Here is a 24,322-nt window from a genome sequence, read left to right as displayed (position 1 = left end):
AGGACCCGGATTCTGCCGGTCCGGTTATCTTTGCCGCGATGAATATGTACGACAAAATCCAGGAAGCCGCACGGTTCCTGCAGCAACACAACAGCGCCGGCGCAACTGTCGGCATCGTGCTGGGCTCGGGCCTCGGCAATTTTACCAACGAGATCGAAGTAACGACGGCCGTTCCCTATGCCGAGATCCCGCACTTCCCTGTGTCTACCGTGGAAGGCCACTCCGGCAAACTGATCTTCGGCCGCATCGCCGGCAAGCCCGTCATCGCCATGGCCGGCCGCTTTCACTTCTACGAAGGCTACGGCCCCGAAGAAGTGGTATTCCCCATCCGCGTACTGCAGGCCCTGGGCGTGAAAACGTTGCTCATCTCCAACGCGGCCGGCGGCACCAACCCGAAGTGGAAGGTGGGTGACCTCATGCTCATCACCGACCATATTTCCTTCTTCGCCCACAACCCGCTCATCGGCCGCAACGACGAACGCTTCGGCCCGCGCTTTCCCGATATGAGCGAGCCCTATAAGAAAGAACTCATCACCCGCGCCCGCCAGATCGCCGCCGACAATGGCCTCGAGCTGCGCGAAGGCGTCTACTTCGGCGTGACCGGCCCCACCTTCGAAACGCGCGCCGAATACCAGCTGATCAACACGCTTGGCGGACAGGCCGTTGGCATGAGCACCGTGCAGGAAGTGATCGCCGCCCGCCATATGGGCATGGACGTATTCGCCATGAGCGTGATCACCGACATCGGCATCCGCGAGGAGGAAAACACGATCACGCACGAAGAGGTGCTCGAGGCCGCCCACGCCGCCGAGCCCAAGCTGACCCTCATCTTCCGCGAACTTATCCGCAGCCTCTGATGCGCCTGTTGCGGGTCATATGTATTTATACGGTCTGCCTCCTGGCCGCCCTGGGCCTTGCCCGGGAGGCCGGGGCGCAGCGTGGCGTGCTGAACAATATCCAGAACGGCGGCTTCAACGGCAGCAGCGGCGGCGGCAGCGACAGCCTGCGCCACCGCGACAAGAACGAGGACAGCCTTACCATTTCGTATCGCTACCTCGACACCGCCGGCCGCTACCGCATCGATTCGGGTGTGCTGGATTTTTACCGCCGCTTCCCGATCCCGTTCACACACCAGTACCTGGGCAATACGGGCGCGCCGTCGCAACCCCTGCTGTTCACACCGCGCACCGCTACCGGCTTCGACCCCGGCCTGCATGCCTTCGACGCCTACCGCTGGACGGTGGACCGCGCCCGCTTCTTTACCACCACGCGGCCCTATACCGAGCTGGGTTACATCCTCGGCGGCGGCCAGCAGCAAGAGATCGAGGTCCTGCACACGCAAAACCTGAAGCCCACCTGGAACGTGTCGGTGAACTACCGCCTCATCAACTCGCCGGGATACTACAACAGCCAGAACACGAACCACAACAACTACCTGGTAACAAGCTGGTACCAGTCGCCCGGCAAGCGCTACAACAACTTTGTCGTATTCGTGGGCAACCGCCTGCAAGCGGCCGAGAACGGCGGCATCCGCGGCGACCGCGACTACCTCAACGACGCGGCCTTCGGCGACCTTACCGGCATTCCCACGCTGCTGGCCAGCGGCAGCACCCGCACCCGGAATACGCTGCTGGGCAACACCACCGTCAACACCGGCAACAAGTACAGCGAGTTCCGCGCCGTACTGCGCCAGCAATACGACCTCGGCCACAAAGACTCGCTGGTGACCGACTCCACGGTGATCCCGCTCTTTTACCCGCGCCTCCGCCTCGAGCATACGCTTTCCTACGGGGAATACAAGTACGTGTTCGCCGACGCCGTCCCCGACTCGCTCATCTACGACAGCGTGTTCCAGGTGGCGCTCCCCGACAGGCGGCCGCTGCTGTACCGCGACATCTGGCGCGAGCTGACCAACGACTTCTCTTTCTACACTTTCCCGGTGGCCAACAACCTGGCCCAGTTCATTCGCCTCGGCGCTTCGTACCAGTTGCTCAAGGGTTTTGTACGCGACACGATTTCCTACAACAACATCTGGGTGCACGGTGAGTACCGCAACCGCACGCGCAACCAGAAGTGGGACGCGCTGGCCGCCGGCGAGTTTTACCTCACGGGCTACAACCGCGGCGACTTCCATGTGCAGGTGCGGCTCCAGCGGCTCCTGGGCTCGCGCCTCGGGTCGCTGCAGGTGGGCTTCGAAAACAGCAACCGCACGCCTTCCTTTATCTACGACACGCGGAGCAACTTCTACCTGGAAACGACGCCCAAGCCGTTTTTCAAGGAAAACAGCAGCCGTTTTTCGGGGCGTCTTTACAACCCGCGCTGGAAGGTGGAGCTCGGTGCTGATTACTTCCTGGTCACCAACTACCTCTATGTTACCGGCTACCACACACTGGAGCAGGAGAGCGGCGTGTTCAACCTGTTGCGCCTCCAGGGCAAGAAATCTTTTAAGGTCTTCCGCAAATGGGGCCTCGACGCCGAAGTATACCTGCAGCAGCAGGCCGGCAACGCGGCCGTGCACGTGCCCCTGGTTTTCGGCATCGGGCGCTTTGCTTACCAGGGCAACCTCGGCTTCAAAAGCCTGACGCTTGCCGCCGGCTTCGAAGCCCGCTACGCTTCGCCCTACAAAGCCGACAATTATTCGCCGCTCATCGGGCAGTTTACCTACCAGGACAGCACCCAGATCCGCAACCGCCCCGACGTCAACGCCTTTGTGCAATTCCGCATCCGCGGCTTCAAAGGCTTCATCCGTGCCGAAAACCTCAACACCCTCCGCTTCAGCAGTCCCGCGGGCTTCAAGCAGTACAACAGCCCCGCCACCGGGTACTATTACCCATCGATGGTACTGCGGTTCGGGTTCTACTGGAGCTTTGTGAATTAATAAGTTGCGGTAAGGGAAATAAGTGTCGGAACCGCGGAGAGAAAAAGAGAAGAAGCGTTTCGCGAAGAGATACGGTAACAGCCCCGCCTGCGGCGGTGCTGTTTTATGGAAACAAAACTTAGCGTACCACCTTCTTTTCTTTTTCTCTTCGCGGTTCAAAACGCTTCTTTAACTTTTTCTTCCTTCTTCCTGACCAGGATCAGGTCAATTCTTCAAAAACACGCTCTACCTTTACGGGCAATGAAAAAGCTGTTCGCCATACTGACGCTGCTGGCTTACTTTACGGTAAGCACGGGCTTCGTGGTGAACCTTCATTATTGCATGGACCGCTACCACTCCTGGGAGCTGGGGGCGCCGAAAGCCGACCGCTGCGATACCTGCGGCATGTCGGTGAAAAAGAACGGCTGCTGTCACGACCAGGTGAAACTGGTGAAGGTGCAGCAGGATGCTACCGGCGCCCAATATGCGCTCTTTACCTTCGCTGCGGCACCGGCGCTGCTTCCTCCGCAACCGATGTGGGAAGCACTGCTTTCGGTGCCGGCAACCGATCGTTCCGCAACGCCCATCCACGGGCCGCCTCTTTTGAGCAGGCAGGATACCTACCTGCGTCATTGTGTTTTCCGGATTTAGACAAGAATGCCGCGCCCGAAACGGGTGCCTGTCCTTCGATTATTGTCTCTTTCAAAAAAACACAAATCATGAAATACGTACTTTCCTTCCTCACCGTTATCCTGCTCCTGTTCGTTACGAACAGCACGTTCGCACAGGCGAAAAAAGAAACCATCAAAGTCGCCGGCGAGTGCGGCATGTGCCAGAAGACCATCGAGACCGCCGCTAAGAAAGGGGGCGCTTCCTTTGCTTCCTGGAATGTGGAAAGTAAGCTGCTCACCGTTCGCTACGACGCCAAAAAGACCAGCACGACCCGCATTGAGCAGTCTATAGCGGCCGCCGGTTACGACACCCCCGAAGTAAAGGCCACCGAAGAAGCCTACAACAAGCTGCACGCCTGCTGCCAGTATGAGCGCGGCGACGCTGCCGTGAAGTCCTGCTGCGACAGCCAGCAATGCAAGGAAGCTTCCTGCCTCAAAGACGGCAAGTGCGCCCCCGGCATGAGCTGCTGCAAGGAAGGCGGCTGCGCTGAAAAAGACTGCTGTAAGAAATCCTGATTCGCTCACCCCAAACTATTGTACCATGAAAGCAATCTTTGTTTTCCTGTGTGCCCTGCTGCTTGGCAGCGGTGCCCACGCGCAGGTGGTCCGGGTGAGCCTCCAGGCCAGCGGACTCACCTGCTCCATGTGCTCTAAAGCCGTCAAGAACGCGCTTGAAGGCGTATCCTTTGTAGAAAAAGTGCAGGTCGATATCAAGAACCAGCAATACAACCTCACGTTCAAAGAAGGCCAGGCCGTGAACTTCGATGTCCTCGCCGGGGCGGTGGAAGATGCGGGCTTTTCCGTGGCTTCGCTGCTCGTAACGGCGCAATTGCCGGCGCAGGCCACGCTGCACAAGGACGAGCACATGGCTGTGGGCGGGCAAACCGTCCACTTTCTCAATGGCGACGGGCAGTCGCTATCGGGCACGGTATCATTTCACCTTGTGGACAAGGCCTTCACTTCGGCCAAAGAGCACAAGAAATGGAGCGCCCGCTCTTCGATGGCCTGTGTAAAAACGGGCCGCATGGCGCCCTGCTGCCAGAAAGGATCCGAAACCCGTATCTACCACGCGATCATATAAGCGATGTATAAATACCTGCTGGCGCCGGCTCTTGCCGGCGCCTTTTTCTCCGCTTCGGCACAGGAGCTGTATCCCTGGACCGAGCCGGCATCGAACATGCCGTCGCGATCGGTCAGCGCGAAGGCCACGGGCATGTTCATGCGTTCCGTGCACGACGACCGGGTGAAGCAGCGCTATATGCCCGAGGTTATGTTTGGCCTCAACAAAAAGTGGATGCTCCACGGGGCGCTTACTTTTTCCGACATGTACAGCGGGTCGCTCTCCTACGAAGCCGCGCGGGCTTATGCCAAGTACCGCTTCCTGAGCCGCGACGAGGTGCACCGCCACTTCCGCATGGCGGCCTTTGCCGCCACGGCCTGGAGCCGCGCTCCGCTGGAGCGCAACGACATCAACCTCTGGGGCGACGGCAGCGGTGTGCAGGGCGGCCTCATCGCCACCCAACTGGTCGATCGCTGGGCCTTTTCGGCTACGGGCTCCCTGCTGGAACTGCTGCCGAAAGACCGCTGGGAAAAAGAGACTTCCGGCAGGTATGCCTGGGAGGCCCTGCAGTATTCGCTGTCGGCGGGCGTGCTGCTCCTGCCCCGGCAATACACCGACTACAACCAGACCAACCTGAACCTGTACGTAGAACTACTGGGCCACCGCAACCTGCGTTTTCCCAGCGAAAAGTATTACGTGGACCTGGCGCCTTCGCTGCAGCTGATTTTCCGGAGCACTGCGAAGTTGAGCGCCGGCTACCGGTTTGAAGCAGGAGGCGATATCCGCCGGCTTTCGAAAGGACAGGTGATGGTAAGCTATGAGCAGATCTTTCTCAACGCATTGGGGAAGGGAAGAAGGAAGAGCAAGTGATTACATGAATACATGACTACATGAGGTCAGAAATCTTCCCTCACTTCTTCCCTCACGTAATCATGTACTCATTTGCTCATGTAATCTACCCTAATGAAAAGGCCCCTGGAAAGGGGCCTTTGTCGTATCGATTGCTTGATGTCTGAATGTATTTAGCGAACGAACAGGAGCTCGCGGTATTTCGGGAGCGACCATTCGCGGTCGTCCACGAGCTGCTCGAGCTTGTCGGCGTGGTAGCGCAGGTTGTCGAAGTGGGCTTCCTTCACCTCGGTGCAGTAGGCGATGGCCTTCTCGCGGCTGTCGGTGATGTTGTTGCACTTCTTGCGGGCTTCCACCATGGCTTCCACGGCTTTCGTGGCTTCGTTGATGTGGTTGGAGATCTTCTCCAGCAGGTTGCGGGTGCAGGTGCCGGTGCTTTCCAGGCCGAGGTCTTTGAGTCCGCGCACGGTGTTGATCAGCGTGTTCTGGTAGCGAACGGCCGCCGGGATGATGTGGGTCGAGGCGAGGTCCACCATCAGGCGGCTCTCGATCTGCACCTTCTTGATGTATTTCTCCAGCTCGATCTCGTGGCGTGCCTCGAGCTCGGCGTGGGTGTAGATGTTGTTGTCCTGGAACAGCTTCAGCGACTTCTCGGTCACCATGGCGTCGAGGGCGGTCGGTGTCGTTTTCACGTTGGCCAGGCCGCGGCGCTCGGCTTCTTTTTCCCACTCTTCGCTGTAGCCGTCGCCTTCGAAGCAAACCTTCTCGGAGGCCACGATGTACTCGCGGATGGTGTGGAGGATGGCGATCTCTTTTTTCTCGCCTTTTTCAATGAGGCCGTCCACGTCTTTCTTGAACTGTTTCAGGGTTTCGGCCATGATGGTATTGAGCACCGTCATCGGGTTGGCGCAGTTGGCGGTGGAGCCCACGGCGCGGAACTCGAACTTGTTGCCGGTAAAGGCGAAGGGCGAGGTGCGGTTGCGGTCGGTATTGTCCTGAAGCAGCTCGGGGATGGAGCGGTGAATGTCCATCTTCAGCATGCTTTCGTCTTGCTCATCGAAGTTGTCGCCCACGCGCTCTTTCACGTCCTGCAGCACCTTGGCGAGGTACTGGCCTACGAACACGGAGATGATGGCCGGGGGCGCTTCGTTGGCGCCGAGGCGGAAGTCGTTGGAGGCCGAAGCAATGGAGGCACGCAGCAGGTCGGCGTAGTCGTGCACGGCCTTGATGGTGTTGACGAAGAAGGTGAGGAACATGAGGTTCGTCTTCGGCGTCTTGCCCGGGGCGAGCAGGTTCACACCGGTATCGGTGGCCATGCTCCAGTTATTGTGCTTGCCCGAACCGTTGATGCCGGCAAAGGGCTTTTCGTGTAACAGAACACGCAGACCGTGGCGGGCGGCTACGCGGGTCATCACGTCCATGAGGAGCGTATTGTGGTCTACGGCGATGTTCACCTCTTCGAAGATGGGGGCGCATTCGAACTGCGCGGGGGCCACCTCGTTGTGCCGGGTGCGCAGGGGGATGCCCAGGCGGTACGACTCCTGCTCGAAGTCGCGCATGAAGGCGTAAATGCGCTCGGGGATGGAACCAAAGTAGTGGTCTTCGAGCTGCTGGCCCTTGGCGGGCGAGTGGCCGAACACGGTGCGGCCGCACAGCAGCAGGTCGGGGCGGGCGTTGAAGAGACCTTCATCCACTACGAAATATTCCTGCTCCCAGCCCAGGGTGGGCGTTACACGGGTCACGTTCTTGTCGAAGTAGTTGCACACGTCCACGGCGGCGCGGTTGATGGCCTCGAGGGCTTTCACCAGCGGGGCTTTGTAGTCGAGCGATTCACCGGTATAGGAGATGAAGATCGTGGGGATGCACAAGGTCTTGCCCGTGCCGATGTCCATAATAAAAGCGGGGGAGGAAGGATCCCAGGCGGTGTAGCCGCGGGCCTCGAACGTGGCGCGGAGGCCGCCGTTGGGGAAGGAGGATGCGTCGGGCTCCTGCTGGATGAGGGCGTCGCCGTCGAAGGTCTCGATGGGGGTGCCGTCGCTCTTCAGGGTAAAGAAGGAGTCGTGCTTTTCGGCGGTGGTGCCGGTAAGGGGCTGAAACCAGTGGGTGTAGTGCGTGACGCCTTTGCTCTCGGCCCAGGCGCGGATGCCGTTGGCGATCTGGTTGGCCATGCTCCGGTCGATCTTGTGGCCGTTCTTAACGGATGCCTGCAAGCTTTTAAAGGCCTCGTCTGCCAGGAACTGGCGGGCAACGGCGTGCGTAAACACGTTTTCTGCAAAAATCGCCGTCACTTTGGTCGTGGTGGCCACCTCCGTGGGTGTGGAGTTGATATTTTTCAGTGCTTCAAAGCGAAGAGAGGACATAAACGGATAAGTTTCCGCAAAAAAACGTCAATTCCGGTAGAAAAATCTAAAAATTTGAAAGGAAGGGCTTCAAAAACACATGATTCTTCAGAAAAAGTCTTACATATTTTTATTTGTCATATGTTCCCGGTCCTTCCAGCGCAGCCTCAGGGTGCTCAGCAGCGGTGTCACCAGCAGGGGAAGCACGAGGCTCCGGTAGCGCACCATTGCCCCCAGGAAGTTGACCGTGAACCCGATCATCAGGAAGAGCGTGAACGCAAAAAAGAGACAGAACGCGACGAAGGGCTCCACTCGGCCGCCGCGGTGGCGCAGCAGCCACCAGCCGAATAGTCCCAGCAGCACGTAGGTTTCGATGCAGGCCAGCAGGATAAAGCTGTTGTAGACATCGCCCGGCCAGGGGCGCAGCAGGAGCAGTGAGAGGGCGTGCGGCGCATTGGTCAGGAACGACCAGGCCGTCGGCTGCAGCTTCGGCGCCGGGATCATCGAATTACCGACGAGGGTAAAGAAGTCCTCCTGCTTTTCCACCGCCATCTGTGGGAAGTCGAGCACCGGCACGGCGTAGCGGGTGCAGAAGAACAGCAGCCCGTACACCGCGTACGTGATCCCGAACACCAGCAGGGGATGCGTGCGGCTGCGGGCGGCCACCCACCAGGCCAGCAGGGCCGGGAGGAGCACCACCACCAGGTAGTTGCGGAAAACGAGCAGCAACAGCAGCCCCGCAACGATCGTTACTACGTATTTCGCCTTCCAGCGATCGCGTAGGCCCATGAAAAAGCAATACAGGATCATTCCCAACGCCAGGGCCACCGGGGCATCGCGGAAAATGCCGCTGGTCCAGAACAGGTAGGAGGGCACCAGGAAGGCCCCCACGAACACCGCCGCCTTGCGGCCGGGGTACAGCTGGTGAAAGATCCGGAACAGCGCCACCGGCCCTGCCATCGTAGCGAAGGCAAAGAAGAGAACGTTTACGAAGTAATGCCCCCGCGTGATCTCGTTGAGCAGGGCGAGGCACTTGATGAAAAGATTACTGTGCAGGTCGTTCCACCAGGAGTTGCGGCTCGACAGGAAGCGGCCGAAGCCGTGGCTGTAGTTGTTGCGCAGCAGATCGGTGAAGAAGGCATGCGGGTCGCGATGGAGCAGCGCCCCTTCCTTCAGCCCCTGGTAATGCAGCCACCAGGTGTCCACGATCTGGCCTTTCTGGCTATAGTAGATGCCTACCAGGCCATAGAGGATGCCGGCAAAGACCTTCAGCAGGAAAACGATCTGCACCTGCGTTTGCGACAGCCCCGAGTTGCGGAAGAAGGGAATCTTCCGCAGCAGCCAAACAAACAGCAACAGGAACAACACGAACAGCAGGTAGGACAAGCCCGGCAATTTTCGCGAAAGTAGGGAAACGTGTGGCGTGAGGCGTCAGGCGCGTCCATTTTCAGGGCCGATCGACGATCTGAATAAAATGTGGAGGATTCGCTCACGCCTCACGCCTGACGCCTCACGAACTCCCCTTAGTTTTGTAGCCCTCACTTCACCATTATGCAAATCACCGCACAAACCGCCCGGCAGCTCCGCCTCACCGAAGAAGAATTCGATCTAATCTGTCAAAAGCTCGGGCGCACGCCCAACTTCAACGAGCTCTGCGCCTTCTCGGGCATGTGGAGCGAGCACTGCAGCTACAAGAATTCCATCAAATGGCTCAAAACCCTGCCCCGCGAGGGTGGGCGTATGCTGGTGAAAGCCGGTGAGGAAAATGCCGGCCTTATGGACATCGGCGACGGCCTCGGCGTGGTGTTCAAGATCGAGTCGCACAACCACCCTTCGGCCATCGAGCCCTTCCAGGGCGCGGCCACCGGGGTAGGCGGCATTCACCGCGACATCTTCACCATGGGTGCGCGCCCCATCGCCGCCCTCAACTCGCTGCGCTTCGGCCGCCTCGAGGAAGAAAAAACGCAGCACCTGCTGGCAGGCGTCGTGCACGGCATCGGTCACTACGGCAACTGCTTCGGCGTACCCACGGTAGGAGGGGAAATTTATTTCAACCAGTGCTATCATACCAACCCGCTCGTCAACGCCATGAGCGTAGGCATCGTGCCCGTAGGCAAGACCGTTTCGGCTACCGCGGAAGGCGAAGGCAATCCCGTCATGTACGTGGGCTCCGCCACCGGTAAGGACGGCATCGGCGGTGCTTCCTTTGCCTCCGCCGACATCACCTCCGACAGCGTACAGGAACTACCGGCCGTGCAGGTAGGCGATCCTTTCCAGGAAAAGAAATTGCTGGAAGCCTGCCTCGAAGTGCTGGCCACCGGCGCCGTTGTAGGCATGCAGGACATGGGTGCCGCGGGCATCATCTGCTCCACTGCCGAAATGAGCGCGAAGGGAGGCGTAGGCATGCGTATCGATCTGGAAAAAGTGCCCATGCGCCAGCAGAATATGAAGGCCTGGGAGCTGCTGCTTTCCGAAAGCCAGGAGCGTATGCTGCTGGTGGTGGAGGCAGGCCGCGAGGAAGAAGTGAACGCCGTCTTCCGCAAGTGGGACCTCGAGAGCGCCGTCATCGGCGAGGTGACAAACGACGGCCTGCTGCGCTTTTATATGAACGGAATCCTGGAGGCCGAAATCCCGGCGGATGAGCTGGTGCTCGGCGGCGGCGCCCCGCAATACAGCCGCGAATACAAGGAGCCCGCGTACTTCGGAAAGATCGCTTCCTTCCAATCGGACAGCATCGCGGTGCCGCAGGACCTGCGCGCCGTGGCCGAGCAGCTCATCGCACTGCCCACGATCGCCTCCAAGCGCTGGATCTATAATCAATACGACTCGATGGTGGGCACCAACAATACATCCACCAACGCACCTTCCGACGCGCCCGTAGTGTTGGTGAAGGAAACCGGCAAGGGCCTCGCAGTGACCGTGGATTGCAACAGCCGCTACGTGCACGCCAACCCGTATAAGGGTGCGCAGATCGCCGTGGCCGAAGCCGCCCGCAACATCGTGTGCAGCGGTGGCCAGCCTCTTGGCGTGACCAACTGCCTCAACTTCGGCAACCCCTACGACCCGGAAGTATACTACCAGTTTGTGCATGCCATCAAAGGCATGGGCGACGCCTGCCGCCGCTTCGATACGCCGGTAACGGGCGGCAACGTTTCCTTTTACAACCAGAACCCCGACGGACCCGTCTTCCCGACGCCGACCATCGGTATGGTGGGGCTGCTGGACGACCTGTCGAAAAAGACGACGCTGGCCTTTCAGGAAGCCGGCGACCTCCTGTACCTCGTGGGTTCTTCGCGCAATGACATCAATTGTTCGGAATACCTGCATTCGATCCAGGGCGTTGCCTTCAGCCCGGCGCCGCACTTCGACCTGGAAGAAGAATTCCAACTCCAGCAAACCGTGAGCACGCTCATCCTCCAGCGCCTGGCGGCCTCCGTGCACGACCTGAGCGAAGGCGGACTGTTCGTGGCCCTCTGCGAGAGCGGCTTCCGCAACAGCCTGGGCTTCGATATCCGCTCCGATAAAGGCATTCGTGCCGATGCCTTCCTGTTCGGCGAAGCCCAGAGCCGCGTGCTGGTGAGCGTGCTGCCTGCGCAGGCCGCCGCTTTCGAAGCCGCCCTCGGCGCCCATCCTTTCGAAAAGCTGGGCACCGTCACCGGTGGCGAGCTCGTGATCGACGGACAGGACTGGGGCCGCATCGAAGACTGGCGCGAGCGCTATGACACCGCTATCGAGAATATGCTGGCGCGTGTGGAGAGTGAGGGAGCGCTGGGGCTGCTTTGAGGGCAGATCAAATGAGTACATGAATACATGATTACATGGGGGTAGCGGGAAGGTTTGATTTCTGACCTCATGTACTCATGTACTCATGTATTCATGTAATCAAGTATTTCCCTCTTTATTATTCCCTCTCTGGTTCTCCCCTCATTTTCCACAGTGCTGTTAAATACCCTTTTTCAGCCCTGTTTTTGCCGTAGGTTTGCACGACCTCCCGGAAAGAATCATTTCCTTTCTTCGCTGGTCAACCGGCCTTTTTACGCATACATTTATTGATTCACGCGACAACTATCGAAACGATGGCGAAGTATATTTTTGTTACCGGCGGCGTTACTTCTTCTTTGGGCAAAGGCATCATTGCGGCCTCGCTGGCCAAGCTGCTCCAGGCCCGCGGCCTCCGGGTGACGATCCAGAAATTCGACCCCTATATCAACGTGGACCCCGGCACGCTCAATCCCTACGAGCACGGGGAGTGCTATGTGACCGAAGACGGCGCCGAGACCGACCTCGACCTCGGCCACTACGAACGCTTCCTCAACATCTTTACCACGCAGGCCAACAACGTGACCACGGGCCGCATTTACCAGACCGTGATCAACAAGGAGCGGGAAGGTGCTTACCTCGGAAAGACCGTGCAGGTGATCCCGCACATCACCGACGAGATCAAGCGGCGTATGCTGGCGCTGGGGCAGAAGAACGAATACGACATCGTGATCACCGAGCTCGGTGGCACCGTGGGCGACATCGAGTCGCTGCCCTACATCGAGGCCGTACGCCAGCTGCAGTGGGAGCTCGACGAGCAGGACCTGCTGGTAGTGCACCTTACCCTCATCCCGTACCTCAAGGCCGCCAAGGAGCTGAAGACCAAGCCTACGCAGCACTCCGTAAAAATGCTGTCGGAGCAGGGCGTTTTTCCCGACGTTATCGTGTGCCGCACCGAGGAGCCGATCAACAACGACATCAAGCGCAAGATCGCGCAGTTCTGCAACGTCAAGGTGGAGGCCGTTATCGAAGCGCCCGACGCCAGCACCATCTACGAAGTGCCGCTGCTGATGCAGAATGAAAAGCTCGACGAGATCGTGCTGAAGAAACTCAATATGCCCAACGACCGCGAGCCGGACCTGGAAAAGTGGAAGGTGTTTCTCAACAAGCTCAAATACCCGAAGGCCCGCCTCACCATCGGCCTCATTGGTAAATACGTAGAACTACAGGACGCTTACAAGTCGATCCTGGAAGCCTTTATCCACGCCGGTTCCGTTAACGAATGCAAGGTGCAGGTGGTGCCGATCCATTCGGAGTTTTTGCAGGAAGACAACATCTCCGAAAAGCTGGCCAACCTCGACGGGTTGCTGGTGGCGCCCGGCTTCGGTCACCGCGGCATCGAAGGCAAGATCACGGCCGTGAAATACGCCCGCGAAACGGGGCTGCCCTTCTTCGGTATCTGCCTCGGAATGCAAATGGCGGTGATCGAGTATGGCCGCAACAAGCTGGGCATCAGCGGCGCGCACAGCACCGAAATGTACCCCGAAGCTACCGACGCCGTGATCAATATGATGGAGGAGCAGAAGGCCATAACAGCCAAGGGCGGCACGATGCGCCTCGGCGCTTATCCCTGCGCCATCACGCCCGGCACGCTGGCGCACAAGATCTACGGCAGCACGCTGATCTCCGAGCGCCACCGCCACCGCTATGAATTCAACAACGCCTTCCTGGAGCAATACGAGGCCGGCGGTATGGTGATGAGCGGCCGCAATCCCGAAACCGGGCTCGTGGAGATTATCGAGCTGCCGAACCACCCGTTCTTCATCGGCGTGCAATACCACCCCGAGCTGAAAAGCACCGTGGAAAACCCGCAGCCTCTTTTCGTGCATTTCGTGGCCGCCGCGCGGAAGTACAACGAGGAGCGGACGAACGGATCGAAGAACCCACTGCTGCAAAGCGAGATGATTTAAGCCTCTCCCCTAACCCCTCTCCAAAGGAGAGGGGAATAGAGAAAGTAGAGAAGAAGATAGTATAAGGAGGTCCGGAAGGGCCTCCTTTTTGTTTTGCCGCTTTGTGGTCCGCGGCGCATCGTTTACATGCGGCGAAAGGCGGCGCGCAGGAGGCGGACGGCCAGCCCGGTGAGCAGGGCGGCGCCGGGCCATTTTACCAGGGCCAGTTCGGAAACACGCACCGGCGCGGAGAAAAGTCGCGCACTTACTGCCAAAACAATGGCGATAACGAGGGCCGTCGCAGCGCCCAGGAGGTAAGCTTCATTGAGCCGGTACCGCACAGCGTTTTTTGTCCTTTCAAGGTACGTCAAATCGCTTCCAATCGACCGGATGGGCAATAGCAGCAGCCCACAAATCAATTGATTTATAAGGCGGGATCGTTCGGAGGCAGGTGGGAAATATTTCGGAGGAGGATGCAATTCGTCCGGTGATGGGTCGGAAATATTTCCGGTGTGGGTCCGGACCGTCCGGATACCGGTTGCAAATAATTGCCAAGTATGTCCGGAGACTCCGGATATAGACCGGAAATATTTCCCCTATAGGTCCGGAGCGTTCGGGGGTACGTCCCAAATATTCCGGATATAGGTCCGGAGCGTTCGGAGCTGCCTCGCAAATATTTCCCTGATAGGTCCGGAGCGTTTGGAGGTGCCTCGCAAATGTTCGGGCTATAGGTCCGAACGTTGCGGACGACATTTTCAACGTTACACCCGGGATGGGCAACGTTGGGATGGGGGATAGAACGTTTAAAGAGTACTCTGAGCGTTCAGAAGGGGTATTTATCCTTTGATCCGCAGGGCGCCGGAGCGCCATCAGCCCATTAATCCATGAACCGGTCAATTTGTTAACCCGTTTCCCCGCCTTCATTCACCGAAAACCCGCCGATTCCCGTTAATACTCCGTCCGGCATGGTCACGGTTGCTTACCTTTGCCGCCCATAAACGAAGGTTCGAATGAATTTTGACCGTAATACCATCATTGGCTTTGTGTGCCTGGGTCTCCTGTTCCTCGGCATGTTCCTCTACACGAGCCGTGACCAGAAGGCGTTCCAGGAGCAAAAGCGCATCAAAGACTCCACCGAAGCGGCTCACCGCCCGAAAATCAACCCGGCCATCGCCCTGGCCGATTCGCTGCGCGCCGATTCCCTCGCCCGCCAGGCCCAGACCGCGGGCCTCGATAGCAGCGCCAAGGGTCCGGAGCAGACCATGACGGTGGAAAACAGCGTCGTGCGCGTGACCTTCTCTTCCCGCGGCGGCCAGCCGAAGCTGGTGGAACTCAAGAAGTTCAAATCCTTCGACTCCTCGCTGGTGCGCCTTGGCGGCCAGGCCGGCGATCACTTCCAGTACAACGTGGTTACGGGCGCCAACCAGACGGCGCTCAGCACCACACTTAACTATACGGCGAGCCCCGTGACCACGGGTGTCGACGGCAGCCAGCAGGTGAGCTTCCGCCTTCAGACTCCCGGCGGCCCGGTGGTGCACCAGTATACGATCCGGAAAGACGACTACCTGATCGACTTCAACCTGCAGGTGCCGCAGGCCTTCACACAGAACGGAAAGCTGGGCGTGGAATGGGCCAAGGAAGCCGTGCAGGTGCAGAAAGACCTTTCCTACGAGCGCCAGCAGTCGACGCTGGCCTACCGCGAGGACGGCAACTACGACGACTACAACGTATTCAAATCCGGCCCCCACAGCTTCGAAAAGGCCGTGAGCTGGGTAGCGGTGAAGCAGCAGTTCTTCAACAGTACCCTCATCGCCCGCAACAACTTTGCCGGCGGTACCCTTTCCTGGACGCCCCCGCCTTCGGAAGTAACCCCCGGCAACCGCAGCGTGGTGAAGGCTACGGCCTCCCTCCAGCTCGTGTTGCAGAACGGCGCCGCCCCGCTGGCTCTTTACTACGGCCCCAACGACTACAAGCTGCTGAAGCGCTACGACAACGGGATGGAAAGCATGGTGAACCTCGGTTCGGGCATGTTTGCCTTCGTGAAATACCTCAACCGCTGGGTGGTGCTGCCGGTGTTCGACTTCTTTACAAGCATCACCGCCAACGTGGGTATCGCGATCCTGCTGCTGACCCTGTTCATCCGCCTGCTCATCTCCCCGCTGACCTACAAGAGCTACGTGAGCAGCGCCAAGATGAAGCTGATGAAGCCCGAGATCGACAAGCTGAAGGAAAAGCATCCCGGCGACCAGCAGGCCCAGAGCATGGCGCAGATGCAGCTCTTCCGCGAGGCCGGTGTGAGCCCGCTCGGCGGCTGTCTGCCCGCGCTGGTGCAGATGCCGATCTTCATCGCGCTTTACAACTTCTTCAACTCCAACATCGCCGTCCGGGGCAAGAGCTTCCTGTGGGCCGAAGACCTGTCGCGCTACGACTCGATCGTCCACTTCGGCTTCAACATCCCGCTGCTCGGCGACCACCTGAGCCTGTTCACCATCACCGCCGTGATCACCTCGCTGGCCATCTCGCTGTACTCCATGAGCATGACGCCTACGCAGGACAACCCGATGATGAAGTACATGCCCTACATCTTCCCGGTGGTGATGCTGTTCTTCTTCAACAAGTTGCCCGCGGCCCTCACCTGGTATTACACGGTGTCGAACATCATCACGCTGCTGCTGCAGTTCCTGATCCAGAACTACATCATCGACCACGACAAGATCCTGGCGCAGATCGAGGAAAACCGGCGCAAGCCCAAAAAAGCCAGCGGCTGGGCGGAAAAGATGGCCCAGATGCAGGAACAGCAAAAGCGCCTGCAAGACCAGCAACGCAATAAGAAAGGTTGATCATTGAATAATAGCTATTGCATCTTATTTATTGAATAAGGAAGGGCCCTGCGGAAGCGGGGCTTTTTCTTGCGGCAGCCCCCAAGCCGCTTTCCCGCTTTTTATTAACATTTTTAAACGGGCCGGCTGCACCTCCGCAAAAGCAACTAACTTGTACCATCCAATCGTCTATCAGGGGAGAACTACGAATATGAAAACTGTGTACGCATTACTGGCCCTGTCGCTCCTGGCAACCGGGGTTCATGCCCAAAAGAAACTTTCCGAAGCCACGATCTCGTACGATATCGTGATCAACACCGGCACCGAGCGCCCACGCGCCGCCGACTTTTTCGACGGCGCCACCAATACGGTCTACCTGAAAGGCAACAAAAGCCGCAGCGAGATGGTGTCGTCGCTGGGTACGGAAGCCACGATCATCGACGAGCCGGGCAAGTCCTATTACAGCGTAAAGGAATTCGGCGCCCAGAAATACATCATCCGCATGACCGAGTCGAACTGGAAAGAGGCCAACCGCCGCTTTGAGGACGTGCAGTTCGGTTTCACCAACGAGAGCAAGACGATCCTGGGCTACAAATGCCTGAAAGCCGTCGGCCGCCTGTCGGACGGATCTTCGTTCGTGGTGTGGTATACGCCCGACCTGGTGCCGGAAAACAAGACCTTCCAGTACGTCAACCGCAACCTGCCCGGCCTGGCCATGGAGTATGAATCGAATGTGGGTACTACCAAGATCACTTTTACGGTATCGAAGATCAACATGAGCCCGGTGCCCGCCGCCAAGTTCGACCTGCCCAAATCCGGCTTCCGGATCATGAGCTACGAAGAAAGCAAGGGACAGTAATGCAGTGACCTATACTATCCGATAGGGCCCCGCAAGGGGCCTTTTTGATGAATTTAAAAAGTCGGAAGTGCGAAGTCGGAAGTAAAGGGCAATAAAAAAAGCCCACTAGGGACTTCCGACTTCAAACTTCCGACTTTTCAACTTTCTCAATAGGGGTTGAACTTCACCTTTTCCAGCACCACCGGCTTCTTTTTGAGCGGGATGATGTAGGTGGTGTTGCCCTTTTGGTAGGTCACCGTGTTCGTCATCAGCTGGAAGGGCTGGGGTGTTTGGTCCAGCAGGCGGTCCGACTGGTAGGTGATGCCGCTGCGCAGGGAAAAGCGCGTCTGGGCGTATTGCGGGCGGATGGAAAGAAGGCGGTGCGAAGCGGTGCCGCCCCCGATCTGCACGGGGGGCGCCTTCCCGTCACCCAAGGTGGCAAAGGCAGCGGCCGACAGGGCTACAAAGAGCGCCGTCAGGGCTTTTTTGCGTTTGTGGGTGATTATGGAAAGTCGTTTCAGCATTTGATTTAACAAAGATAACGAAAAATATTAACATTTATGGTGCCAAAGGAAGATTTTTCCGGGGAAAATCAAAAATGGAACCAAGCCTGGCAGTCGTTATGGCAGAGAATTAAACTTGGTCCTTTTTGTGCATTACTCTATATTGTACCTGATACTTTTTGAATGAATACAGATCCCCTCGAAAACGACAAGGAAACCCTTCGGGAGTTGTTGAAGCACTACGACAACCTGCGCGCCGGGCGTAGCTCCACCTTCCTCGAGGAAGAGTCCTTTGAGAAGATCATCGACTACTTCGACGACCTGGAAGACTTTCCGAAGGCACTGGAAGCCGCCGAAATCTCGATCGAATACTTTCCCTTTTCGGCCTCGCTGCTCCTGCGCAAGGCCGACGTGCTCCTGTCTACCCGCAAATACAACCAGGCCCTCGAAGTGCTGGAAAAGGTGGAGCTGCTCGACGCCAACGATATCAACCTCTATATCCTCAAAACGGACGTTTATCTGGCCCTCGACCAGCCGGGCCGCGCGGCCGAACTGCTCGAAGAGGCCATCGGCCACTTTGAAGGGGAGGAGAAGACCGAGCTGCTCTTCGAGCTCGCCGACGTATACGACGACTACGAAGAGTTTGAAAAAGTGTTCGACTGCCTGAAGCTCCTGCTGCAGGAAGAACCGAATAACGAAGAAGCCCTGTACAAAATCTGCTTCTGGGCCGACTTTACCGGACGCTACGAGGAAAGCATCCGCCTGCACACCGAGATCATCGACGAGCATCCCTACAGTGAGCTGGCCTGGTTCAACCTGGCCGCCGCCTACCAGGGGCTGAAGCTGTATGAAAAGTCGATTGACGCCTACCAGTACGCGCTGGTGATCGACGAGAAGTTCGACTTCGCCTACCGCAACATGGGTGATGCTTACATCCGCCTGCGCAAGTACCGCGAGGCCATCGAAGCCCTCGAGAAGGTGCTGGAGCTGTCGAAGCCCGAAGACGTCATTTACGAAGCCATCGGTCATTGCTACGACAAGCTGCGCAACTGGGCCCAGGCACGTTTTAACTACCGCAAAGCCGTACACCTCAATCCGGAAGACGGCCGCCTGCACTACAAGATCGCCTGCACCTATTACAACGAGCAGCAGTGGAGCGCCGCTGTCAAGCAGCTTGAGGCAGCCTTGCGCCTGAACCGCCAGCAGAACGAATACAACCTCCTGATGGGCGAGTGCCAGCTGCAGCTGGGCGCCTTCAAGGAGGCGATCCACTACTTCTCGATCGTGGTCGGCAATAAGCCGCGCAACAAAAGCGGCTGGGAGGCCTTGATCCGCTGCCTGTTCAGCGCAGGTTTCTACGACGAGGCGCTGGTGCAAACGTATGCCGCGCTGGAGCAGACCGAGCGCAAGCCGCTGTTCATCTACTACCTAGCCGCCGTGCAGATGGCCCTGGGCCAGAGCAAGGAAGGCCTCCTGACGCTGGAAACCGCCCTGCAGGCCGCGCCGAAGCTGCTCAACCGCTTCCTGGAGCTTTGCCCCGAGCTGCTGCAAAACCAGCAGGTAGTGGAGGTGATCGCACGGAACAAGCGCGGTAAGCGGAAGACGTGACGCGTGAGCGCTGACGCCTGCGACGAAAGAACGGATGCCATCGGCATCCGTTCTTTTTTTGCGCGCAATGCGTGCTCACGGCTCACGGTTGACGGCTCACGCTTCACGCCTGACGCCTTTGGCCATCCCAGTTTTGACCGCATTTTGACCGGCGCTTCCGCGCACTTTCTTACTTTTGCGCGCAATCCACCACAAACCGCGTACATGAATTTCAACCTTTCGCAGATCCCCGAGCGTATCAGTAAGCCCCGCACCTCCGGCCTGACCATGGTCATGGACAAAGGCCTGAGCATTGAAGAAGTCAAGAATTTTCTCAGCGTGTCCGGTCCGCACGTAGATATCGTGAAACTGGGTTTCGGCACTTCTTACGTAACGCCCAATCTGGACGAAAAGCTGAAAGTGTACGCCGACTACGGCATGCCGATCTACTTTGGTGGAACGCTCTTCGAAGCTTTCCTGATCCGCAACCAGTTTGAAGATTACATCGCGGTGTGCAAGAACTACGGCATCTCCTATATGGAGGTAAGCGATGGCTCCATCGAGATCCCCCATGCCGAAAAATGCGGCTACATCGAAAAATTAACGGCCCACGGCACCGTCCTTAGCGAAGTTGGTTCGAAGGACGCGGCCCATATCATTCCGCCCTACAAATGGATCGAGCTGATGCGTGCCGAGCTGGAAGCCGGCTCCACCTACGTGATCGCTGAAGCCCGCGAGGCCGGAAACGTCGGTATCTACCGCGGTTCGGGTGAAGTACGCGAAGGTCTTGTGCAGGAGATCCTGACGCAGATCCCGGCAGAGAAGATTCTCTGGGAAGCCCCGCAAAAAGCCCAGCAGCTTTACTTCATCGAGTTGATCGGCTGCAACGTGAACCTCGGCAACATCGCACCCAATGAAGTGCTGCCCCTCGAGGCGATGCGCGTGGGCCTGCGCGGCGATACCTTTCACCTCTACCTCAACAAGGAGAAGGCCTGATGCGCCGATTCGGTCTCATCGGCCGGACGCTGAAGCACTCCTTTTCGAAGGGCTACTTCACTGATAAATTTTTGCGCGAAGAACGCACCGATTGTGTCTATGAGCTGTTCGAGCTCGACGCGATCGGTGCGTTCCCGCTTTTGCTGGAGCGACATCCCGACCTCGCCGGACTCAATGTAACGATCCCCTACAAAAAGGAGATTCTGCCTTTCCTGGACCTGCTGCACCCCGACGTGCAGGCGATCGGCGCAGCTAATACGATCCGCTTTCGCAACGGGAAACTCGAAGGATTTAATACCGACTGGACAGGCTTCCGTGATGCGCTACTCCCAATGCTGAACGGGCGTTTGCCCAAAGCGTTGGTGCTGGGCACCGGTGGCGCGGCCGCAGCCGTTCGTTATGCACTGTCGCAAATGGGAATCGAATGCCGCTCCGTATCACGATCGGGCACAAGCGAAATTTTTTCCTACGATGATCTGAATGCCGACCGGCTGGGCGAATTTCACCTGATCGTCAATACCACGCCGCTCGGCACCTGGCCGGATGTGGAAAGCTTGCCGCCGATTCCCTACGAAGCACTCACAGCGCAGCACCTCCTTTTTGACCTCGTATACAACCCGGAGGTTACCGCATTTCTACGGAAAGGCCAGGAGCGGGGTGCGCAGATCAGGAATGGATATGACATGCTGGTGTTCCAGGCAGAAGCTTCTTGGAAGATATGGAACGGGTAAGGACCTTCGGTCGCCTTGGTTTCACCCCAAAACGCATCGGCGTAAAGACGCCAAGGTACTATTTCAGCACTTTCGTTACCGAAGAAAAAGCGGCTTTAAATCGTTGTGCGCTTTCGCCTGGCCTTATTTCAGCGCCGCCTTCGCGACGTCAGGAACCGAAACAACTTTCCGCGCTGTATAATCAAAGCAGATCATGCCGGTCTTGGCGTTTGCGATCGGCGTCTTTCCGTCATCCTTGGTAACGCGGTAATATAGTTCGAACCCCACGCGGCTCCATTCGGTGGCGACTACCTCAAAGCGCAGGGCATCGCCGTAAAAACCTTCCCCCTTGTATTCGATAGCTGCGTCGCTCATGATCAGGGAAGCACCGAAGAACGACAGTTCCGACGCGCCGGCCGTGGCCAGGTATTGCATCCGGGCTTCGTGGAGCAGGCCAAGCAGCGCATGGTTGCCGAGGTGGTCGCCATAATTGAGGTCAGTGACCCGGACGGGCAGCACGGTGGAAAATGAAAAATCTGCGGGCAGATCGATGCGGATACGGGCCATGGTTATTTGCTGGTTTCCAGGTCTTGCAAGCGCTCGATGAGTCCGCCGAAATCGGTAACCACCGACAAGGCCATTTTTTCCTGCACGGCACCGATGCTCACCTTGCAGAGGCTTTGGCTGAAGCCGGTGGAGTGCTCGGCACAGTCCACTACGGGGGATACTTTCTTGGAAAAGCGAACCGTGCTGCCGTTGTTGTACGAACGCACGAGGTAACGGTCTTCGTCAAGCGCAGCCGTATGGGCGGGCGCCGTCCGGGCCAGGGACGCGGAAGCATACGTATTGGCGGGCACGCGGACGGCAGGGCCGGGAGCGGCGCTGCGGGCAGGTACCCGGCTGGCGGTTTGATCTGCCCGGGTGGCGGCAGGGTTATTTGCGGGCGCGGTAATGGCCACGTCGATGTCGGTTTGCGTTGTTGCGGCCTCCTCGGGTGCAGCGGCGGTGTGCAGCGGTGCGGTGGTTGCGGCAGGAGCCGTAGCGGGCTGCCCGGTGCGTACAGCAACGGCGGGTGCCGGCTCATTGCGGTTGAGCAGCAGGGTCGTGCCCACGAGGATAGCACCGATGAGGGCCGCAGCAGCGGCATAGGCGAAGAAGCTGTTGCGCCGGCGGGGAAAGGCTACCACGGGTGCCTCTTCGGCGGTAGCGGTACCGTCGAGTTGCTGCTCGATGCGGTCCCACATACCGGCGGGTGGCGGTGCCGTGAAGGCCTGCAGGCGTTCGGCCACCGAAGCAGGGTCCTGCTCCAGCGACGCTTCCACCCGGTCCCACAGCTGGGGCGGGGGCATTGCCTCGAATCGCTTCAATCGGTCTTGCCACGTCTCTTTCATACTCAGGGAGCCTGTTTTTGTTTTTTATCCAGATGGGTGCGTACCAGGTCTTGCAGGATGGCCTTAGCGCGCGATAATTGCGATTTGCTCGTTCCTTCGGAGATGCCGAGGAGCTCGCCGATCTGCTTGTGGGTGTAGCCTTCCACCACGTACATGTTGAACACCGAGCGGTAGCCCGGCGACAACTGCTGCACGAGGCCGATGATATCCTTTTCGGCCAGGCTGTCCAGCACCGAGAGGTAGTCCGACTCCATGGTCTCTTCCTCCCGCTCGGTGACGGGCTGCAGGTAGGTCTTCCGGCGGAAGTGCTCGATGGCGGTGTTCACGATGATCCGGCGGATCCAGCCCTCGAAAGAGCCTTCGCCGCGAAAGGAACTGATCTTGTTGAACACTTTCACGAACCCCTCCTGCAGGATATCCTCGGCCTCTTCGGTCGCCCCGGCGTAACGCAGGCACACCCCGAACATTTTCGGGGCGAAGCGTTCGTACAGCTCCTTCTGAAGCTTCCGGTCGCCCTGGCGGCATCCCTCTACTAAGTCGCTTTCGCTGATCATTTGGTTGCGTCGAACGGCTCTGCCGTGCGGTATTTTATGGGTTTATCGTCAAAAATGCTACCAGTTTGTCGAGGGCCTTGCGCCGGTGGCTGAATCGGCCCTTTTCGGCCAAGGTCATTTCGGCGAAAGTGCGGCCGTCGCCACCATCCGGAACAAACACGGGGTCATAGCCGAAGCCGCCCGTCCCTTGCGGGTTTGCGCTGATCCGGCCCGGACAGATGCCCTCAAATTCATGGTAGGTGCCCGCCAAACATAAGCAAATAATGGTTCGGAAGCGGGCCGAGCGGTCAGTGGCGCCATCGAGCTCGCGGAGGAGCTTGTCGGTGTTGGCGGAAGGGGAGCGGTCATCGCCGGCATAGCGGGCGCTGTGCACGCCCGGGGCGCCGCCCAGTGCCGCCACTTCCAGGCCGGTGTCTTCGCTGAAGCAATCCCTGCCGGTAAGCTCATGGATGACGCGGGCTTTTTCCCGGGCATTCTCCCGGAGGCTGTCGAAGGGCTCGGGAATATCCTGGAAGATGCCGGCTTCTTTCAGTGAAAGGATCCGAAAGCCAGCGGGCAGCACGGCCCGCAGCTCGTCCACTTTATGAGCGTTGTTGGTGGCGAAGATGAGTTCCATGGTGAGTAGGGAATGGTTGTAATGGGATAATGGGGCTGTCGGCTGATGGGGTAATGGGTCGGGTTGGCAGGTCCCTGTTACCATCCGGCCAAAAACCAAACGACAAATAGACCAATTCGACCAGCGCCGCTTATACTCCGAACAGTTTTTTCAGCGATAGCCACAAGGCTTTCTTCAGTTCTTTGTCGGCGGCAATGCCGGAGAGGGAAGGGGCATGCACGTAGGTGCGGTCGGCGAGGGGCTGCACCTGGAAGGGCGGAAAGTTGGCCGGCAGCCCGAAAGTATGGGGTGTAACGGCAAACAGCAGCACCTGCCGAGCCTGGAGCGCGGCGGCGAGCGCCGGGCCATCGGGGGCTTCGAGTCGTCGCCAGTTGACGATGGCCACATCGCCGAGGCCGAGCCCGCAGGCGCCCAAAACATTCGTTAAAAAGGCAAGGTCTGCGTCGGCGAGGTAGGGGGCGCCCGCCTCGTCGGTGACCACCAGGATGCCCCGGCTGTTCTGGCCGAGGAAGGCGGGTGTTTTGGGAGTGCCTGAGGGCGCCGGCGCGGCCGCTTCAGGTGTCGCCGGCGCAGCCGGGACGGCTGTTTCGCACGTTTGGGGAAACGGCGCGGCAGCTCCGCCGGCCGGGGCGATCTCCACGAGGCTTCGGGCGTACAGCCCGGCCAGCTGATTGCCGCTGAGCTGAATATCGTTCAGGTCCATCTTAATATTTTAAGCGCCGCAGGTTGTGGCGGTTTTTTCGTTTCTTTGCTGCGCTAAATTAAGTCTTCCTTTCGGGTCCGGAACGGGTCGTATCGAAAGCTTCTTAAGGCGGCAGGAACAC

General features: G+C 58.6%; 22 protein-coding genes. 13 read left to right on the top strand and 9 right to left on the bottom strand.

Going from position 1 to position 24,322, the window contains the following annotated elements; genetic code table 11:
- Positions 1 to 38: 38 nt before the first annotated feature.
- The 6 genes from E0486_RS02620 to E0486_RS02595 all read left to right on the top strand — a co-directional run bounded on the left by E0486_RS02620 (position 39) and on the right by E0486_RS02595 (position 5,458).
- Entirely contained in the window at positions 39 to 857 is an 819-nt protein-coding gene (locus E0486_RS02620; protein ID WP_207906187.1) for a purine-nucleoside phosphorylase, read from the top strand.
- Positions 857 to 2,878 carry a putative porin gene (locus E0486_RS02615; protein WP_131850581.1) on the top strand — a complete coding sequence of 674 codons (2,022 nt, stop codon included), beginning with the start codon at positions 857 to 859 and terminating at the stop codon, positions 2,876 to 2,878. The genes E0486_RS02620 and E0486_RS02615 overlap by 1 nt, the downstream gene beginning before the upstream one ends.
- Positions 2,879 to 3,118: 240 nt before the next feature.
- Positions 3,119 to 3,508 carry an HYC_CC_PP family protein gene (locus E0486_RS02610; RefSeq protein ID WP_131850580.1) on the top strand — a complete coding sequence of 130 codons (390 nt, stop codon included), beginning with the start codon at positions 3,119 to 3,121 and terminating at the stop codon, positions 3,506 to 3,508.
- A gap of 68 nt (positions 3,509 to 3,576) precedes the next feature.
- Positions 3,577 to 4,044: a heavy-metal-associated domain-containing protein gene (locus tag E0486_RS02605; protein ID WP_207906186.1), complete on the top strand. Its 468-nt coding sequence runs from the start codon at positions 3,577 to 3,579 to the stop codon at positions 4,042 to 4,044.
- Between the two features lie 25 nt (positions 4,045 to 4,069).
- Positions 4,070 to 4,609 (top strand): heavy-metal-associated domain-containing protein, encoded by a 540-nt coding sequence (locus E0486_RS02600; protein WP_131850579.1) that lies wholly within the window; start codon positions 4,070 to 4,072, stop codon positions 4,607 to 4,609.
- Between the two features lie 3 nt (positions 4,610 to 4,612).
- The gene (locus tag E0486_RS02595; protein ID WP_131850578.1) at positions 4,613 to 5,458 is read left to right on the top strand and encodes a hypothetical protein; all 846 of its coding nucleotides are present in this window, start codon (positions 4,613 to 4,615) and stop codon (positions 5,456 to 5,458) included.
- Positions 5,459 to 5,610: 152 nt separating this feature from the next.
- Here the strand turns inward: E0486_RS02595 and E0486_RS02590 are convergent, their stop codons facing one another.
- Both E0486_RS02590 and E0486_RS02585 read right to left on the bottom strand, forming a co-directional pair.
- On the bottom strand, positions 5,611 to 7,797 hold the full coding sequence (locus E0486_RS02590; protein WP_131850577.1) for a glutamine synthetase III family protein: 2,187 nt from the start codon (positions 7,795 to 7,797) through the stop codon (positions 5,611 to 5,613).
- A 99-nt stretch (positions 7,798 to 7,896) separates the two neighbouring features.
- Complete coding sequence (locus E0486_RS02585) at positions 7,897 to 9,162, bottom strand: hypothetical protein (protein ID WP_131850576.1); 1,266 nt, start codon at positions 9,160 to 9,162, stop codon at positions 7,897 to 7,899.
- 165 nt (positions 9,163 to 9,327) lie between these two features.
- Here E0486_RS02585 and purL point away from each other — a divergent pair, with 165 nt between their 5' ends.
- A complete protein-coding gene (gene purL, locus E0486_RS02580; RefSeq protein WP_131850575.1) occupies positions 9,328 to 11,559 on the top strand; it encodes a phosphoribosylformylglycinamidine synthase subunit PurL in 2,232 nt (743 codons plus the stop codon).
- A 293-nt stretch (positions 11,560 to 11,852) separates the two neighbouring features.
- Positions 11,853 to 13,505: a CTP synthase gene (gene pyrG / locus E0486_RS02575; protein WP_131850574.1), complete on the top strand. Its 1,653-nt coding sequence runs from the start codon at positions 11,853 to 11,855 to the stop codon at positions 13,503 to 13,505.
- Between the two features lie 122 nt (positions 13,506 to 13,627).
- Here pyrG and E0486_RS02570 read toward each other — a convergent pair whose 3' ends face one another.
- Complete coding sequence (locus E0486_RS02570; RefSeq protein WP_131850573.1) at positions 13,628 to 13,825, bottom strand: hypothetical protein; 198 nt, start codon at positions 13,823 to 13,825, stop codon at positions 13,628 to 13,630.
- 669 nt (positions 13,826 to 14,494) lie between these two features.
- On the opposite strand from E0486_RS02570, the gene yidC reads away from it, so the two are divergent.
- Positions 14,495 to 16,324: a membrane protein insertase YidC gene (yidC, locus tag E0486_RS02565; RefSeq protein WP_131850572.1), complete on the top strand. Its 1,830-nt coding sequence runs from the start codon at positions 14,495 to 14,497 to the stop codon at positions 16,322 to 16,324.
- 190 nt (positions 16,325 to 16,514) lie between these two features.
- Positions 16,515 to 17,162, top strand: a complete 648-nt coding sequence (locus tag E0486_RS02560) for a hypothetical protein (protein ID WP_131850571.1) — start codon at positions 16,515 to 16,517, stop codon at positions 17,160 to 17,162.
- 146 nt (positions 17,163 to 17,308) lie between these two features.
- Here E0486_RS02560 and E0486_RS02555 read toward each other — a convergent pair whose 3' ends face one another.
- On the bottom strand, positions 17,309 to 17,665 hold the full coding sequence (locus E0486_RS02555; protein WP_131850570.1) for a hypothetical protein: 357 nt from the start codon (positions 17,663 to 17,665) through the stop codon (positions 17,309 to 17,311).
- Positions 17,666 to 17,827: 162 nt separating this feature from the next.
- Between E0486_RS02555 and E0486_RS02550 the strand changes: the two genes are divergently transcribed.
- The 3 genes from E0486_RS02550 (at position 17,828) to E0486_RS02540 (ending at position 20,958) form a co-directional block, all read left to right on the top strand.
- On the top strand, positions 17,828 to 19,252 hold the full coding sequence (locus E0486_RS02550) for a tetratricopeptide repeat protein (protein ID WP_131850569.1): 1,425 nt from the start codon (positions 17,828 to 17,830) through the stop codon (positions 19,250 to 19,252).
- A gap of 204 nt (positions 19,253 to 19,456) precedes the next feature.
- Positions 19,457 to 20,227 carry a phosphosulfolactate synthase gene (locus E0486_RS02545; RefSeq protein ID WP_131850568.1) on the top strand — a complete coding sequence of 257 codons (771 nt, stop codon included), beginning with the start codon at positions 19,457 to 19,459 and terminating at the stop codon, positions 20,225 to 20,227.
- On the top strand, positions 20,227 to 20,958 hold the full coding sequence (locus E0486_RS02540) for a shikimate dehydrogenase family protein (RefSeq protein ID WP_131850567.1): 732 nt from the start codon (positions 20,227 to 20,229) through the stop codon (positions 20,956 to 20,958). Before E0486_RS02545 ends, E0486_RS02540 begins: the two co-directional genes overlap by 1 nt.
- 123 nt (positions 20,959 to 21,081) lie before the next feature.
- On the opposite strand, the gene E0486_RS02535 is transcribed toward E0486_RS02540, so the two are convergent.
- The 5 genes from E0486_RS02535 to E0486_RS02515 all read right to left on the bottom strand — a co-directional run bounded on the left by E0486_RS02535 (position 21,082) and on the right by E0486_RS02515 (position 24,201).
- Complete coding sequence (locus E0486_RS02535; protein ID WP_131850566.1) at positions 21,082 to 21,504, bottom strand: acyl-CoA thioesterase; 423 nt, start codon at positions 21,502 to 21,504, stop codon at positions 21,082 to 21,084.
- 2 nt (positions 21,505 to 21,506) lie between these two features.
- On the bottom strand, positions 21,507 to 22,328 hold the full coding sequence (locus E0486_RS02530; protein ID WP_131850565.1) for a hypothetical protein: 822 nt from the start codon (positions 22,326 to 22,328) through the stop codon (positions 21,507 to 21,509).
- A 2-nt stretch (positions 22,329 to 22,330) separates the two neighbouring features.
- Positions 22,331 to 22,882 (bottom strand): RNA polymerase sigma factor, encoded by a 552-nt coding sequence (locus E0486_RS02525; RefSeq protein ID WP_131850564.1) that lies wholly within the window; start codon positions 22,880 to 22,882, stop codon positions 22,331 to 22,333.
- A gap of 34 nt (positions 22,883 to 22,916) precedes the next feature.
- The gene (gene rdgB / locus E0486_RS02520) at positions 22,917 to 23,498 is read right to left on the bottom strand and encodes an RdgB/HAM1 family non-canonical purine NTP pyrophosphatase (RefSeq protein ID WP_131850563.1); all 582 of its coding nucleotides are present in this window, start codon (positions 23,496 to 23,498) and stop codon (positions 22,917 to 22,919) included.
- A 130-nt stretch (positions 23,499 to 23,628) separates the two neighbouring features.
- The gene (locus E0486_RS02515) at positions 23,629 to 24,201 is read right to left on the bottom strand and encodes a hypothetical protein (protein WP_131850562.1); all 573 of its coding nucleotides are present in this window, start codon (positions 24,199 to 24,201) and stop codon (positions 23,629 to 23,631) included.
- Between the last annotated feature and the right edge of the window lie 121 nt (positions 24,202 to 24,322).

The sequence above is a fragment of the Flaviaesturariibacter aridisoli genome, assembly GCF_004343705.1.
Lineage (GTDB): Bacteria > Bacteroidota > Bacteroidia > Chitinophagales > Chitinophagaceae > Flavisolibacter > Flavisolibacter aridisoli.
The sequence above is the reverse complement of the archived record's forward strand: the minus strand, read 5'-3'. Positions and strand labels throughout refer to the sequence as shown.

Bases quoted from the DNA above. Each gene is read 5' to 3' on its own strand.
- E0486_RS02620 (WP_207906187.1), top strand. From the start codon at position 39: ATGAATATGTACGACAAAATCCAGGAAGCCGCACGGTTCCTGCAGCAA.
- E0486_RS02615 (WP_131850581.1), top strand. From the start codon at position 857: ATGCGCCTGTTGCGGGTCATATGTATTTATACGGTCTGCCTCCTGGCC.
- E0486_RS02610 (WP_131850580.1), top strand. From the start codon at position 3,119: ATGAAAAAGCTGTTCGCCATACTGACGCTGCTGGCTTACTTTACGGTA.
- E0486_RS02605 (WP_207906186.1), top strand. From the start codon at position 3,577: ATGAAATACGTACTTTCCTTCCTCACCGTTATCCTGCTCCTGTTCGTT.
- E0486_RS02600 (WP_131850579.1), top strand. From the start codon at position 4,070: ATGAAAGCAATCTTTGTTTTCCTGTGTGCCCTGCTGCTTGGCAGCGGT.
- E0486_RS02595 (WP_131850578.1), top strand. From the start codon at position 4,613: ATGTATAAATACCTGCTGGCGCCGGCTCTTGCCGGCGCCTTTTTCTCC.
- E0486_RS02590 (WP_131850577.1), bottom strand. From the start codon at position 7,797: ATGTCCTCTCTTCGCTTTGAAGCACTGAAAAATATCAACTCCACACCC.
- purL (WP_131850575.1), top strand. From the start codon at position 9,328: ATGCAAATCACCGCACAAACCGCCCGGCAGCTCCGCCTCACCGAAGAA.
- pyrG (WP_131850574.1), top strand. From the start codon at position 11,853: ATGGCGAAGTATATTTTTGTTACCGGCGGCGTTACTTCTTCTTTGGGC.
- yidC (WP_131850572.1), top strand. From the start codon at position 14,495: ATGAATTTTGACCGTAATACCATCATTGGCTTTGTGTGCCTGGGTCTC.
- E0486_RS02560 (WP_131850571.1), top strand. From the start codon at position 16,515: ATGAAAACTGTGTACGCATTACTGGCCCTGTCGCTCCTGGCAACCGGG.
- E0486_RS02555 (WP_131850570.1), bottom strand. From the start codon at position 17,665: ATGCTGAAACGACTTTCCATAATCACCCACAAACGCAAAAAAGCCCTG.
- E0486_RS02550 (WP_131850569.1), top strand. From the start codon at position 17,828: ATGAATACAGATCCCCTCGAAAACGACAAGGAAACCCTTCGGGAGTTG.
- E0486_RS02545 (WP_131850568.1), top strand. From the start codon at position 19,457: ATGAATTTCAACCTTTCGCAGATCCCCGAGCGTATCAGTAAGCCCCGC.
- E0486_RS02540 (WP_131850567.1), top strand. From the start codon at position 20,227: ATGCGCCGATTCGGTCTCATCGGCCGGACGCTGAAGCACTCCTTTTCG.
- E0486_RS02535 (WP_131850566.1), bottom strand. From the start codon at position 21,504: ATGGCCCGTATCCGCATCGATCTGCCCGCAGATTTTTCATTTTCCACC.
- E0486_RS02530 (WP_131850565.1), bottom strand. From the start codon at position 22,328: ATGAAAGAGACGTGGCAAGACCGATTGAAGCGATTCGAGGCAATGCCC.
- E0486_RS02525 (WP_131850564.1), bottom strand. From the start codon at position 22,882: ATGATCAGCGAAAGCGACTTAGTAGAGGGATGCCGCCAGGGCGACCGG.
- rdgB (WP_131850563.1), bottom strand. From the start codon at position 23,498: ATGGAACTCATCTTCGCCACCAACAACGCTCATAAAGTGGACGAGCTG.
- E0486_RS02515 (WP_131850562.1), bottom strand. From the start codon at position 24,201: ATGGACCTGAACGATATTCAGCTCAGCGGCAATCAGCTGGCCGGGCTG.